The organism is Cellulomonas algicola (assembly GCF_003851725.1).
GTDB classification, from domain to species: domain Bacteria; phylum Actinomycetota; class Actinomycetes; order Actinomycetales; family Cellulomonadaceae; genus Cellulomonas; species Cellulomonas algicola.
Genome location: NZ_BHYL01000208.1, coordinates 1 through 12,036 on the forward strand (window position 1 = coordinate 1; position 12,036 = coordinate 12,036).

Sequence of the window (12,036 nt, forward strand, 5' to 3'; positions counted from 1 at the left end):
GGGGCGTCGTCGTGCGTGCCCGCCGCGGAGGGCGGGCACGCCGGTGTCAGGAGCGGCCGCGCTGCGGGCCGTGGGACGGACGCGAGGCGCCGTGACCCGGGCGCGGACCCGTGTCCATGCGGATGCGGAGCGGGCGTCCCGCGACGCGGGCCCGGGCCAGGCGGTCGACCGCGTCGGCCGTGAGCCCGCCGGGGATGTCGACGAGCGCGAAGCTGCCGAAGATGTCGATCTTGCCCACGTCCTTGCCGGTCAGCCCGCCCTCACCGGTCAGCGCACCGACCAGTGCGCCCGGCTGGAGGCCGTCGCGGTGGCCGACGGCGACGCGCCAGCGCGGCGGACCGCCCGCGATGTGCGTGTCGCTGCGGCGACGCTCGCGCGGCGGACGGTCGTCGTGGCTCACCGTGCGCTCGGTCCTGCCCGGGGTGAGGCGCGCACGCTCGAGCGCGTCGTCCAGGTCGTCGCCCGTGCGCGCCGCGGGACCCTCGTCGCCGACCGCGAGCGCCGCGACGGACGCGAGCAGGTCGACGGGGTCGGTGCCGGGGTGGGCGGCGAGGTGCGCGGCGATCGCCTCGCGGTACACGTCGAGCCGGCCGAGCTCGGCGCGCCCGGGTGCGCGGTCGAGCAGTCGCGTGACCCGGTGCCCGCTCACCTCGGCGGGCGACGGGATCTGGACCTGCTCCATCGGGACGCGCGTGGTGCGCTCGATGCTGCGCAGGCGCGACTGCTCCGACGGGGTGACGAACGACAGCGCCTCACCCTCGCGGCCGGCGCGGCCCGTGCGGCCGATGCGGTGCACGTAGGTCTCGGCCTCGCGCGGCACGTCGAAGTTCACGACGAGGCCGATGCGCTCGACGTCGAGACCGCGTGCCGCGACGTCGGTCGCGACGAGCACGTCGAGGGCGCCGGTGCGCAGGCGGTCGACGATCTTCTCGCGGTCGCTCTGCGCGACGTCGCCGGAGATGTGCGCCGCGGAGATGCCGCGCTCGACGAGCGCGCTGCCGACCTCCTCGGCCGCACCGCGCGTACGGACGAACACGATGGTCGCGTCGGCGTCGGTCACCGACAGGACGCGGCCGAGCGCGCCGACCTTGTGGCGGTGGGGCACGACCGCGTAGGTCTGGCGGACCGTCGTGACGGTCGACGACTGCCGCGCGACCGTGATCTCGACAGGCTGGTGGAGGTGCTGCTCGGCGACCCGACGGATCGGTGCGGGCATGGTCGCGGAGAACAGGGCGACCTGGCGACGGTCGGGCGTCGAGGACAGGACGCGGTCGACGTCCTCGGCGAAGCCCATGCGCAGCATCTCGTCGGCCTCGTCGAGCACGAGGTACCGGACCTGGTCCATGACGAGCGTGCCGCGGTCGAGGTGGTCGAGGACGCGGCCGGGGGTGCCGACGACGACCTGCGCGCCGCGCGCGAGCGCACGCTGCTGCGGCAGGAACGGGGAGCCGCCGTAGACGGCGACGACGCCGAGCCCGGTCAGGTGCGTCGCGAACGAGGAGATCGCGTCGGCGACCTGCATCGCGAGCTCGCGCGTCGGGGTGAGGACGACGGCCTGGACGCCGGCGGTGCCGGCGTCGACCGACGCGAGGAGGGGGAGGCCGAACGCGGCGGTCTTGCCGGTGCCGGTCTGCGCGACACCGACGATGTCGCGGCCCGCGAGGAGCGCGGGGATGGCCTGGGCCTGGATGGCGGAGGGGGTGACGAAGCCGAGGTCGGCCACCGCGCGCTCGAGGGCGGCGGGCAGGCCGAGGTCGTCGAACCGGGGGTCCGGCGTGTCGGTCGCGTCGGTCGTGGGGGCAGGGGGCACGAGGGTGCTCATGGGGGAACCGTTCGGTGGAGCGGGGGAGCCCTGAACCGTGCGCCGGGACGGCGGACGGCGGGTCGCTGCTGCCCCGCACACCCGACGGCACCAGGACGGTGCCCAGACTTCACGACACGAGCCCGCACAGGGTGCAGGCTCGACGGGGGACGCGCGACGAACTCCGGTAGTCGTGGACCAGTCTACGGGCGGCGGCCGCCCGGTGGTCGCGGAGGAGCAGGTGAGTTCGCGCACACGACGGCGTCGCCTGCACGAGCGCGGGGTTCACCGCGTCGTGCTGCGTCGTGCTCAGAGACCGAGCCGGCGCGCCTCGATGATCGGGCACGTGTCCATGACGACGTCGAGTCCCGCTGCGGCGGCACGGGCGGCCGCGTCCTCGTCCACGACGCCGAGCTGCAGCCACACCGCGCGCGCGCCGACCGCGATCGCCTCGTCGACGACGGCACCGGCGAGCGCGCTGTTGACGAACACGTCGACGACGTCGACGTCGCCCGGGACGTCCGCGAGCGTCGCGTACCCGGTCGCACCGTGCACCGTCGGGGCGCTCGGGTGCACCGGGACGATCTCGTTCCCGCGCGCCTGCACGAACTCGGAGACGCCGTACGCGGCGCGCGCGGTGTTCGTCGACAGCCCGACGACGGCCCAGCGGCCCGGGGTCGTCAGGAGGCGGCGGATGACGTCGGTGTCGTTGTGGTGGGTCACGCCCGCAGCCTCGCACGCCGTGCCGGTCGGACGCGCGGGCACACCCCGGACCCGGGTCGGCACCGGGCCGGACGCCCGCGGGGTGGACGGCTCCGACGCGCGGACGCGGACGGGGGAGCAGGTCGGCGGGGTCGAGCGCCGTAGGATCGTCGCCGCAAGCACCGAGAGCGACGGGGGAGGCAGTGAGCCAGAACGAGCTCGTCACACCCCGCGTGATGACGGTGCCCAACCTCGTGAGCTTCGTCCGCCTGCTGCTCGTGCCGGTGTTCGGCTGGCTCATCGCGACCGGGCACGACGGCTGGGCCGTCGTCGTGCTCGCGGTGTCGGGCGCGTCCGACTGGCTCGACGGCGTGCTCGCCCGCCGGCTCCACCAGGTGTCGCGGCTGGGGCAGCTGCTCGACCCGGCCGCCGACCGCCTCTTCATCCTCGTCACGCTCGTCGGGCTCGTCTGGCGCGGTGCCGTGCCGTGGTGGCTGCTCGCCGTCCTCGTCGCACGCGACGTGCTGCTCGCGGGCGTCTTCCTGCGCCTCGCACGGGCGGGCTGGGGCCCGCTGCCCGTGCACATGGCCGGGAAGGCCGGCACGTTCGCCCTGCTGTACGCGTTCCCGCTGCTGCTGCTCGGCCAGTGGGCGGCGCCGCTCGGGCCCGTCGCGTCGGTGCTCGGGTGGGCCTGCGCGCTGTGGGGCGTCGGTCTCTACTGGTTCGCGGGTGCGCTGTACCTCGTGCAGGCGCGCGACCTGCTGCGCGGCGGGACGGCCACGGCATGACCTCCCGGCACGGCGACGCGGTGCAGCGGCCCGCCCCCGACGCGTCGATGACGCTCCTCAACGAGGTGTACCGGCGCCCGCTCGACCCCGGCTACGCCGCCGCCGCGGAGGGTCGCCGGACCGGCACGCGCCCGCCGCGCACCCGCCGGGGTGCCGCGCTGCTCCTCGTGCTGGGCGTCCTGCTGGGCCTGGGGACGGTCACCGCAGCCGTGTCGCTGCGCACGCCCCCGCCGTCCGTGGTCGCCGCCCGCAACCTGCTGCAGAACCAGATCGAGCAGCACGACGCGGAGGCCGAGGCGCTCGAGGCCGACATCACCGCGCTCAGCGACGAGGTGCGCGCGCTGCAGGAGTCCGCGCTCGACGACGTCGACCCCGCGCTGGCTGCGGAGCTCGAGGCGAGCCAGATCGCGTCCGGGGTCGTGCCGGTCACCGGTACGGGGCTGCGGATCGTCCTCACCGACGCGCCCGTCGACCCGGAGAGCAGCGAGGAGGACCCGTCGTCGCGCGTGCAGGACTTCGACCTCCAGGTGCTCGTCAACGGGCTCTGGGCGTCGGGCGCCGAGGCGGTCGCGATCAACGGCGAGCGGCTCACCACGACCTCCGCGATCCGCAGCTCGGGTCCGGTCGTCCGCGTCGACCTCGTGCCGCTCGTCAGCCCGTACGTGGTCGAGGCCGTCGGCGACCCCGTCGCGATGCAGACCGAGATCGCCCGCAGCTCCGCGGGCCAGCTCCTCGCGACGCTCCGCAACACCTACGGCATCGGCGTCGACACGTCGTCGCAGACCGCGCTCGAGCTGCCCGGCACCGGGCAGGTGAAGCTGCACGACGCGACCGTGCCGGAGGAGTCGCGACTCACCCCGCCGACCCCGTCCAGCACGAGCGACGAGCCGCTCGGCACACCGGACGCCGGGGCGTCGACGGAGGGTGCGGGAGAGGCGGCCGGTGTGGCAGGGTCGGCACGTCATCCGGGGAGGGAACGTACGTGATCGCAGTGATCGGGCTCGTCGTCGGGGTCGTCGTGGGCCTCGTGCTGCAGCCCACCGTCCCCCCCGAGCTGCAGCCGTACCTGCCGATCGCGGTCGTCGCCGCGCTCGACGCGCTGTTCGGCGGCCTGCGCGCGATGCTCGACGGCATCTTCGACGACCGGGTCTTCCTCACGTCGTTCCTGTCGAACGTCGTCGTCGCCGCGCTCATCGTGTTCCTCGGCGACCAGCTCGGTGTCGGGTCGCAGCTGTCCACCGCGGTCGTCGTCGTCCTCGGCATCCGGATCTTCTCGAACGCCGCCTCGATCCGCCGGCACCTGTTCAAGGCGTGAGCGACCTCCGCGCATGAGCGACGACCAGCACCTCGACCGTCCCGACGGCGCGCGCACCGACCCGCCGAGCGCGGACCTCGCGAGCGCCCACCTCTCGAACGTCGACGTGCCGAGCCTCGACGCGCCGGTGTCCGACTCTCCGACCGTGGACGAGACGCGCCGCGACGACCCCGCCGACGCCCCCGTGGAGCTCGCGGCACCCGTCGACGACGGCCTCGCCGAGCCCACTCCTCCCACCGAGCCCACTCCTCCCGCCGAGGCCGCGGAGCCCGACGACGTCGCGGAGCCCGACGACGTCGGCGACCGTCCGACGGCCGACGAGCGCGACGCGTCGCCGCCCGACCCGGCCGACGACGTCCTGACGAGCGAACCGGTGCACGACGTCGTCGACGCACCCACCGCCGACGCCGACCTGCCCGCCCCGCTCGTGTCGCCCGACGCCGTTCCGGACGGCGAGCAGGACGCCTCCGCACCCGGCGACCTCGACGTCCGGGACGGCGGCGTGCCATCCGACGTCGTGCACGTCGACGACGACGCGCTCGTCCGTCCGCTCGACGCGCCCCTCGCGCACGTGCTCGGCAAGGACGCGGACGACCTGTCCGTCCTCGCCACACCCGCCGACGCCACGGACCCGGACCTGCCCACCCACGCCCCCGACGACGGGGCGCCGAGCGGCGCGCCGGACGCGGACACGTCGACCGCCGCGTGGGACGAGCCCCTGCCCACCGACGTGCACACCGTCGCTCACATCGATGCGCACACGCCGGACGCCGGAGCGGTCGACGACCCGCGCGCCGACGGCGTCCCCGAGGGCGCGACCCCGGTCGTGGTCCCGGCAGCCACGGCCGGCGGACCCGTGCCGCCGCCTGCGGCGCCCACCGCCACGGCTGCCGCACCCCGCAGCGGGTGGTCGGTCCTCGGTCGCGCCCTGGCCCCCCGCGTCAACCGTGCCCAGGTCCTCGCGGGCGTGCTGTGCGCGCTGCTCGGGTTCGCGCTCGCCGTCCAGATCCGGCAGACCAGCGACCTGAGCCTGTCAGGCATGCGCCAGGCGGACCTGGTCCGCATCCTCGACGAGGCGACGACGCGCGGCGACTCCCTCGAGCGCGAGCGCGCCGACCTCCTCGACGAGCGCGACGAGCTGCTGTCCGGCTCCGACACCCGGCAGGCCGCACTCGACGCGCTGCGGCGCAGCGCCGAGACGCAGGGCATCCTCGCAGGACGCCTGCCGGCGGAGGGCCGCGGCGTGGTCGTCACGGTGAGCGACGGGAGCGGGCAGGTCAAGCCGGTGACGATGCTCAACATGCTCGAGGAGCTGCGCAACGCGGGCGCGGAGGCGATGCAGCTCAACGACCTGCGGATCACCGCGAGCAGCGCGTTCACCGGCACGGCCGGGGCCGTCCAGCTCGACGGGGCGACGCTGACCGCGCCGTACGTCTGGAAGGCCATCGGCGACCCGGACACGATCGCGACCGCGCTGCAGATGCCGGGCGGCGCGTTCGCCGAGGTGCGCAACAACGGCGGGAACGCGTCGGTCGAGCCGCAGGACCTCGTCGAGGTCAGCGCGATCCGCGTCGTGCCGGACCCCGTGCACGCGACTCCGGTGCCCCCGGCAGCGGGCTGACCCGCGCGTCCAGGCGATCCGTGCTGCGACGACGCGCCGGCTCCGCATAGGGTGTGCGTGACCCCACCGAGGACGGTGCCGGGTGATCGGACGAGCAGGGCGCGCGGGAGGCGGAATGAGCGGCGACGAGCAGGCCCCTGGGGTCCCTGGACCGCAGACGGGTCGGCCCGCGTACGGTCCGGACACGACGATGTCGTTCGGTGCGCTCGAGCCCGTCGAGATCGAGGCCGCCGCGCCGGTCGGGCTGACGCCCGACGAGGTCGCCGCGGTGAACGCGCTCCCGCCGACGTCGGCGCTCCTCGTCATGCAGCGGGGGCCCAGCGCGGGTGCGCGGTTCCTCCTCGACGCCGACCGCACGGTCGCCGGCCGGTCGACCGAGGCCGACATCTTCCTCGACGACGTCACGGTGTCCCGCAAGCACGCGGAGTTCGTGCGCGACGGGCAGCAGTTCGTCGTGCGGGACATCGGCTCGCTCAACGGCACCTACGTCAACCGGACGCGCATCGACCAGGCCGTGCTGCGCTCGGGCGACGAGGTGCAGATCGGCAAGTACCGCATGACGTTCCACCCCAGCCCGCACCGCGAGGTCGCTCGCGGGTGAGCGCCGTCCTGGTCAGCACGGGTCCGTGGGGGAGGGACGCATGAGCGGCGCGCAGGCGCAGCGCACGCAGCAGGACGACCGGGCCGTCGCGCGCCCGGGGGCGACCGAGCCATGGCCGCGGGGGATCTCCCGACGCGCGTCGATGCGGATCTCCGACGTCCTGGCCGCGCTGCGCATCGAGTTCCCGGCCGTCACGACGTCCAAGCTGCGCTTCCTCGAGGAGCAGGGCCTCGTCGAGCCGGTCCGCACACCCGCGGGCTACCGGCAGTACTCGCCCGCCGACATCGAGCGGCTCCGCTTCGTCCTGCGGCAGCAGCGCGACAAGTACATGCCGCTCAAGGTGATCGGCGAGCGGTTGGCCGCGCTCGACGCGGGCGACGAGGAGGCGACCGCACCGCGGGCACGCCTCGCGACACGCGACGGCGTCGTGCAGTCGGGTGAGGTGCGCTGGACCGTCGACGCGCTCGCCACCGAGGCGAACGTCGAGGTCGCCTTCGTCGAGGAGCTCGTCCAGGCCGGCGTGCTGCGCCCGCGTGGACGCTCGTCGTTCGACCCGTGGGCGCGTGACGTGGTCGTCGCGGCCGCCGCGCTGGCGGAGCACGGCATCGACGCCCGCCACCTGCGGCAGTTCCGGACCGCGGCAGACCGTCAGGCGGACCTCGTGGAGCAGGTCGTCGCCCCCTGGCGAGGTCGTCGGGGTGCCTCCGCGGCGGCGCGCGCGGGCACGGTCGCCGCCGAGGTCGGTGAGCTCTGCACGCAGATGCACACCGCGCTCGTGCGGGCCGCGGTCGCCGACCTGACCCCCTGAGCACCCGCCCGGCCGTCTGCACGACGGGACGCGCCGATCCGCCGCCGACGTCGTACGTTGGACGTGTGGGCGAGGACGGCGGGATGGTGCAGGTGGAGGTCGTCGGGGTGCGTCAGCACCTGGCTGACGACGAGATCGTCGTGCTGCTGCTCGACCCCGAGTCCGAGCTTCTGGTCCCGATCCTCATCGGCCCGACGGAGGCCAGCGCAATCGCGTCGGCGCAGGCCGGGATCGTGCCGCCCCGCCCCATGACGCACGACCTGCTGCGGGACGTCATCGTCGCGGCAGGCTCGGGCGTCGCGCACGTCGAGATCACCCGGCTCGAGGAGGGCGTCTTCCACGCCGAGCTCGTGCTCACGACCGGACCGCGCGTCGACTCGCGCGCCTCGGACGCGATCGCGCTCGCGCTGCGGTTCGGCTGCCCCGTGCTGTGCGCGGCCGAGGTGGTCGCGGTCGCGGGTGTCGAGGTGCGGACCACAAGCACCGAGCAGGACCTCGAGCGGTTCCGGAGGTTCCTCGACGTGGTGACGCCGGACGACTTCTCGACGGGGGAGGAGCCCGGCGAGAGTGGGCGTTAGGGGACGCCGACCTGCGCGAACGGGTGAACCTTCGACCTCAGGTAGAAGGTGAGACTCGCCGGGCGCGACACGCCAGGGCGGGGCGTCGTTGCATCGGGGTGACCACAGGCCTAGCGTTGCAGGCAGTCGAGGACCAGCGCGCCGTCGGGCGGGCGAAAGTGGAGGACCCGTGAGCAGCAACGACAGCGCCGAGCAGCACCCCGCCGCGGTGCCGCAGCGCGCGCAGGGCCTGCTGTTCGACGACGACCTGCCCGACCTCGACACCTACTCCGGGTACCGCGGGCCGACCGCCTGCCGCGCCGCCGGCATCACCTACCGGCAGCTCGACTACTGGGCACGCACCGGGCTGGTCGAGCCGTCGATCCGCCCCGCGACCGGCTCCGGCACGCAGCGGCTCTACAGCTTCCGCGACATCCTCGTGCTCAAGGTCGTCAAGCGACTGCTCGACACGGGCGTCTCGCTCCAGCAGATCCGCACCGCGGTCGGCCACCTGCGTGAGCGTGGCGTCGACGACCTCGCGCAGATCACCCTGATGTCCGACGGCGCCTCGGTGTACGAGTGCACGTCGGCCGACGAGGTCATCGACCTCGTCCAGGGCGGGCAGGGCGTCTTCGGGATCGCCGTCGGGCGCGTCTGGCGCGAGGTCGAGGGTTCGCTCGCCGAGCTGCCGACCGAGCGCGCCGAGGACGAGGCGGTCGACGACACCGCGCCGGCGCCTCACGACGAGCTCGCGCTGCGTCGGCAGGCGCGCTCCGCAGGCTGACGCACGCTCCACGACGCCCTCCACGAAGCGTGGGGGGCGTCGTCGTGCTGGGAGACGGGTGAGGGCCCGGACGTGTCGGGACGGTCAGCGGCGCGGCGCGCGCATCGCGCGGTCGAGCAGCGTCTCGAACGTCGTCGCGAGCTCCGCCGCCGCGGCTCCGGGCCACGCGTGCACCGGCTGGGCCGCACCCTGGGCCTGCTGGAGCGCCGCACGCTCGGGCACGAACGGCGACAGGACCAGCGGCCCGTACAGCGTGCGCAGCTCCTCCATGCGGAAGGCCTGCTCGACCGAGCGCGCCCGCACGCGGTTCACGACGATGCCGAGCGGCTGCAGCTGCGCGGCCGGGCCGCGGCGCAGCTCGTCGATCGTGCGCATCGCACGCCCCACCGCCATCACGGCGAACAGCCCCGGCTCGGTCACGACGACCGCGCGGTCGCACGCCGTCAGGCCCGTGCGCGTGAGCGCGCCGAGCGACGGCGGGCAGTCGATCAGCACCAGGTCGTAGCCCGAGACCCAGGACAGCGCGAAACGCAGGCGGTCGACGTCGCTCTCGTCGAGGCGGTCGTGCACGGCGGAGCGCTCGGAACCGGCCAGCACGTCGAGGCCGTCGTCGGCCCACGTGCTCAGGACGGTCGCGGCGGCGACGGACTCGGCGCCGGGCTCGCTCAGCACGCCCGCGACGTCGCCCGTCCCGGCCGCACGCGCACCGAGGGCCATGGTCGCGTCGCCCTGCGGGTCGAGGTCGATGACGAGCGTGCGCACGCCGCGCTCGAGCGCCGCCGACGCGAGGCCGAGCGTCACCGACGTCTTGCCCACGCCACCCTTGAGACTGCACACCCCGAGCACCAGCACGGCGCCCACGGTACGGGCACGGCGGGCCTCCGAGGAAACCGGCACCCCTCGCTGACGGCGTGATCGTCGCTGTCGCCCGTCGCCGGCGGCCGCCCGTGCCGACGCCGGACCGCGCGCGCGTCGTCCACGGCGGACGCGGGCGCGCTGACCTGCGGCGACGGCGCAGCGCAGGCAGACTGGGGCCATGACGACCCGACTGACCCGATGGGGACACTCGTGCGTGCGGCTGGAGCGTGACGGGGGGACCCTCGTCATCGACCCCGGCACCTTCTCCGACCTCGACGCGGCGCTCTCGGGCGCACCGGCCGTCCTCGTGACCCACGAGCACGTCGACCACCTCGACGTGCCGCGCGTGGCCGAGGCGGTCGGGCAGGGACTCGAGGTGTGGGGGCCGCAGGCCGCGCTCGACGCGCTCGTCGCCGCGGGCGCCCCGCAGGACAGGCTCCACGCCGTGCGGGACGGCGACACCGTCTCGGTCGGCCCGTTCGAGGTGGTCGTGCTGGGGGAGTGGCACGCCCTCATCCACCCCGACGTGCCGCGCGTCGCGAACGTCGCGTACCTCGTGGACGGGGTGCTGCACCCCGGTGACGCGCTCGTCGACCCCGCGGGCCACGCCGTCGATGTCCTGCTCACGCCGCTCGCCGCGCCGTGGCTCAAGCTTGCGGAGGTCGTCGACTGGGTGCGAGCCGTGCGACCCGCCCGGATCGCGGTCATCCACGACGCGCAGCTCAGCGACGCCGGTCGGGGGCTGTCCCGCACGCTGCTGGGGCGCCTCGGCGGCGCGGGCGACCCCGTCGACCTCGCGGACGGCGAGTCGCTCGACGTCTGACGGCCTTCCAGGACCACCCCCGCCCGCCGTACGGTGGGCGTCCACCTCGACCCGGCCAGCCGGGACCACGAAGGAGGCAGCGTGACGCAGCCCGTGGGGCACGACGTGCCCGAGCTCGAGTTCGACGAGACCGTCCCGCCGCGCCCGGAGGAGGAGATCGCCGACGTCGCGCGGTCCGTCCCGGACCCCGAGGGTCACGGAGGGACGCTCCCGGCGCCCTGACGGGCACCACCGCCCGGCACCGGCGGCCGCGGGCATCTCAGCTCACCCGGAGCGCGTGCTTCCGCCGCCATGGGCCAGCCGATGGGCGACGCGCCCGGCTGAGGGGCGCCCTGACGTGCGTGTGCGTCGGCGTGGGGCATGCTGGTCGCGTGCAGATCCACCGCGCCACCGAAGACGACTGGGCCCTCGTGCGGGACGTGCGTCTGCGGGCGTTGCGGGAGAGCCCCGAGGTGTTCGGCTCGTCCCTGGCGCGCGAGGAGTCGTTCCGCGAGTCGCACTGGCGGATGCGCGTCCGGACCGGCCCGACGTGGATCGCGGTCGACGAGCACCAGGTGGGCCGCGGGCTCGTCTCGATGATCCAGGAACCCGGGTCGCCCGTGGACGACCGGCACGTCGTCGCGCTGTGGGTCGCCCCGGAGGCGCGCCGGCAGGGGATCGGCTGGTCGCTGCTCGACGCGGTCCGCGCCGCTGCCGTGACCGATGGTGCGCGCACGCTCTCGCTGTGGATCCTCGACGGCAACAACGCGGCGGGGGACCTGTACGTGCGCGCCGGCTTCGCGCGGACGGGGGAGCGGCAGCCCCTTCCGCGGGATCCGTCGCTCGTGGAGGAGCGGTGGGTGCGCGAGCTCGACGAGCCGCAGCTGCGCTGACTGGACTGTCGCCGTGCACGGCCGTCCACGACCGGCCTCGGCTGGTCGAGATACCGACCACTGGCGGCGTCGGTGGGAGAGCGACAGCGGCTCAGCCGGGCGCTTTCTGCCATAGTTCCCGCGCGGCATGGGCGCCGGCGCGGCGGGGAGTCGTCGGGGGGCGACGCAGCGCCGCCGCGCGCGGCGGCGGTCCGGCACGAGGCCCGCAGACGGCTCGCGACTGACCTGACGGCCGTGTGCACGTCAGGTTCCGGACGACGTCGGAACGCGACCCAGCAACTCGGCTGTCGTCTTTCTGCTGCCGCCAGTCGCGCTCGGCGACGCATGCCTGGTGCTGACCGGTGCCCGGCGGCGCCGAGGCCGGCACCTGGGGCGTCCTGGCGATCGTCGACGTCGACGCGACGCGCGGCGTGGCCACAAGCGGCCCTCAAGGCGAACGTCTCGTGCCACACGAGACAGACGGTGCGTGCGGACCGCGTCGTGAGGCGATCGCGCAGGCGGCGGGA

At 75.0% G+C, this 12,036-nt stretch carries 14 protein-coding genes; 11 read left to right on the top strand and 3 right to left on the bottom strand.

Features of this window, described 5'->3' with window-relative positions:
• Positions 1–46: 46 nt before the first annotated feature.
• Complete coding sequence (locus CTKZ_RS13440; protein WP_124343426.1) at positions 47–1,822, bottom strand: DEAD/DEAH box helicase; 1,776 nt, start codon at positions 1,820–1,822, stop codon at positions 47–49.
• 288 nt (positions 1,823–2,110) lie between these two features.
• Complete coding sequence (locus CTKZ_RS13445; protein ID WP_124343427.1) at positions 2,111–2,524, bottom strand: CoA-binding protein; 414 nt, start codon at positions 2,522–2,524, stop codon at positions 2,111–2,113.
• 182 nt (positions 2,525–2,706) lie between these two features.
• On the opposite strand from CTKZ_RS13445, the gene clsA reads away from it, so the two are divergent.
• From clsA to CTKZ_RS13485, 8 genes are all read left to right on the top strand, one after another.
• Positions 2,707–3,291, top strand: a complete 585-nt coding sequence (gene clsA / locus CTKZ_RS13450; protein WP_124343428.1) for a cardiolipin synthase ClsA — start codon at positions 2,707–2,709, stop codon at positions 3,289–3,291.
• Positions 3,288–4,277 carry a DUF881 domain-containing protein gene (locus tag CTKZ_RS13455; protein ID WP_124343429.1) on the top strand — a complete coding sequence of 330 codons (990 nt, stop codon included), beginning with the start codon at positions 3,288–3,290 and terminating at the stop codon, positions 4,275–4,277. Before clsA ends, CTKZ_RS13455 begins: the two co-directional genes overlap by 4 nt.
• A complete protein-coding gene (locus CTKZ_RS13460) occupies positions 4,274–4,606 on the top strand; it encodes a small basic family protein (protein ID WP_124343430.1) in 333 nt (110 codons plus the stop codon). The genes CTKZ_RS13455 and CTKZ_RS13460 overlap by 4 nt, the downstream gene beginning before the upstream one ends.
• Before the next feature lie 13 nt (positions 4,607–4,619).
• Positions 4,620–6,227 (top strand): DUF881 domain-containing protein, encoded by a 1,608-nt coding sequence (locus CTKZ_RS13465; protein WP_124343431.1) that lies wholly within the window; start codon positions 4,620–4,622, stop codon positions 6,225–6,227.
• A gap of 115 nt (positions 6,228–6,342) precedes the next feature.
• On the top strand, positions 6,343–6,828 hold the full coding sequence (locus tag CTKZ_RS13470) for an FHA domain-containing protein (RefSeq protein WP_124343432.1): 486 nt from the start codon (positions 6,343–6,345) through the stop codon (positions 6,826–6,828).
• 40 nt (positions 6,829–6,868) lie between these two features.
• Positions 6,869–7,636 carry a transcriptional regulator FtsR gene (gene ftsR / locus CTKZ_RS13475; RefSeq protein ID WP_124343433.1) on the top strand — a complete coding sequence of 256 codons (768 nt, stop codon included), beginning with the start codon at positions 6,869–6,871 and terminating at the stop codon, positions 7,634–7,636.
• An 83-nt stretch (positions 7,637–7,719) separates the two neighbouring features.
• Complete coding sequence (locus CTKZ_RS13480; RefSeq protein WP_124343434.1) at positions 7,720–8,214, top strand: bifunctional nuclease family protein; 495 nt, start codon at positions 7,720–7,722, stop codon at positions 8,212–8,214.
• Positions 8,215–8,383: 169 nt separating this feature from the next.
• Positions 8,384–8,977: a MerR family transcriptional regulator gene (locus CTKZ_RS13485; protein WP_124343435.1), complete on the top strand. Its 594-nt coding sequence runs from the start codon at positions 8,384–8,386 to the stop codon at positions 8,975–8,977.
• Positions 8,978–9,061: 84 nt separating this feature from the next.
• Here the strand turns inward: CTKZ_RS13485 and CTKZ_RS13490 are convergent, their stop codons facing one another.
• On the bottom strand, positions 9,062–9,829 hold the full coding sequence (locus CTKZ_RS13490) for a ParA family protein (protein ID WP_124343436.1): 768 nt from the start codon (positions 9,827–9,829) through the stop codon (positions 9,062–9,064).
• A 184-nt stretch (positions 9,830–10,013) separates the two neighbouring features.
• Here CTKZ_RS13490 and CTKZ_RS13495 point away from each other — a divergent pair, with 184 nt between their 5' ends.
• The 3 genes from CTKZ_RS13495 to CTKZ_RS13500 all read left to right on the top strand — a co-directional run bounded on the left by CTKZ_RS13495 (position 10,014) and on the right by CTKZ_RS13500 (position 11,530).
• On the top strand, positions 10,014–10,658 hold the full coding sequence (locus CTKZ_RS13495; RefSeq protein ID WP_124343437.1) for an MBL fold metallo-hydrolase: 645 nt from the start codon (positions 10,014–10,016) through the stop codon (positions 10,656–10,658).
• A gap of 81 nt (positions 10,659–10,739) precedes the next feature.
• The gene (locus tag CTKZ_RS22035; RefSeq protein ID WP_168678017.1) at positions 10,740–10,880 is read left to right on the top strand and encodes a hypothetical protein; all 141 of its coding nucleotides are present in this window, start codon (positions 10,740–10,742) and stop codon (positions 10,878–10,880) included.
• A 149-nt stretch (positions 10,881–11,029) separates the two neighbouring features.
• A complete protein-coding gene (locus CTKZ_RS13500; RefSeq protein ID WP_124343438.1) occupies positions 11,030–11,530 on the top strand; it encodes a GNAT family N-acetyltransferase in 501 nt (166 codons plus the stop codon).
• Positions 11,531–12,036: the final 506 nt, after the last annotated feature.

Bases quoted from the DNA above. Each gene is read 5' to 3' on its own strand.
- CTKZ_RS13455 (WP_124343429.1), top strand. From the start codon at position 3,288: ATGACCTCCCGGCACGGCGACGCGGTGCAGCGGCCCGCCCCCGACGCG.
- CTKZ_RS13440 (WP_124343426.1), bottom strand. From the start codon at position 1,822: ATGAGCACCCTCGTGCCCCCTGCCCCCACGACCGACGCGACCGACACG.
- CTKZ_RS13480 (WP_124343434.1), top strand. From the start codon at position 7,720: ATGGTGCAGGTGGAGGTCGTCGGGGTGCGTCAGCACCTGGCTGACGAC.
- ftsR (WP_124343433.1), top strand. From the start codon at position 6,869: ATGAGCGGCGCGCAGGCGCAGCGCACGCAGCAGGACGACCGGGCCGTC.
- CTKZ_RS13470 (WP_124343432.1), top strand. From the start codon at position 6,343: ATGAGCGGCGACGAGCAGGCCCCTGGGGTCCCTGGACCGCAGACGGGT.
- CTKZ_RS13495 (WP_124343437.1), top strand. From the start codon at position 10,014: ATGACGACCCGACTGACCCGATGGGGACACTCGTGCGTGCGGCTGGAG.
- CTKZ_RS13465 (WP_124343431.1), top strand. From the start codon at position 4,620: ATGAGCGACGACCAGCACCTCGACCGTCCCGACGGCGCGCGCACCGAC.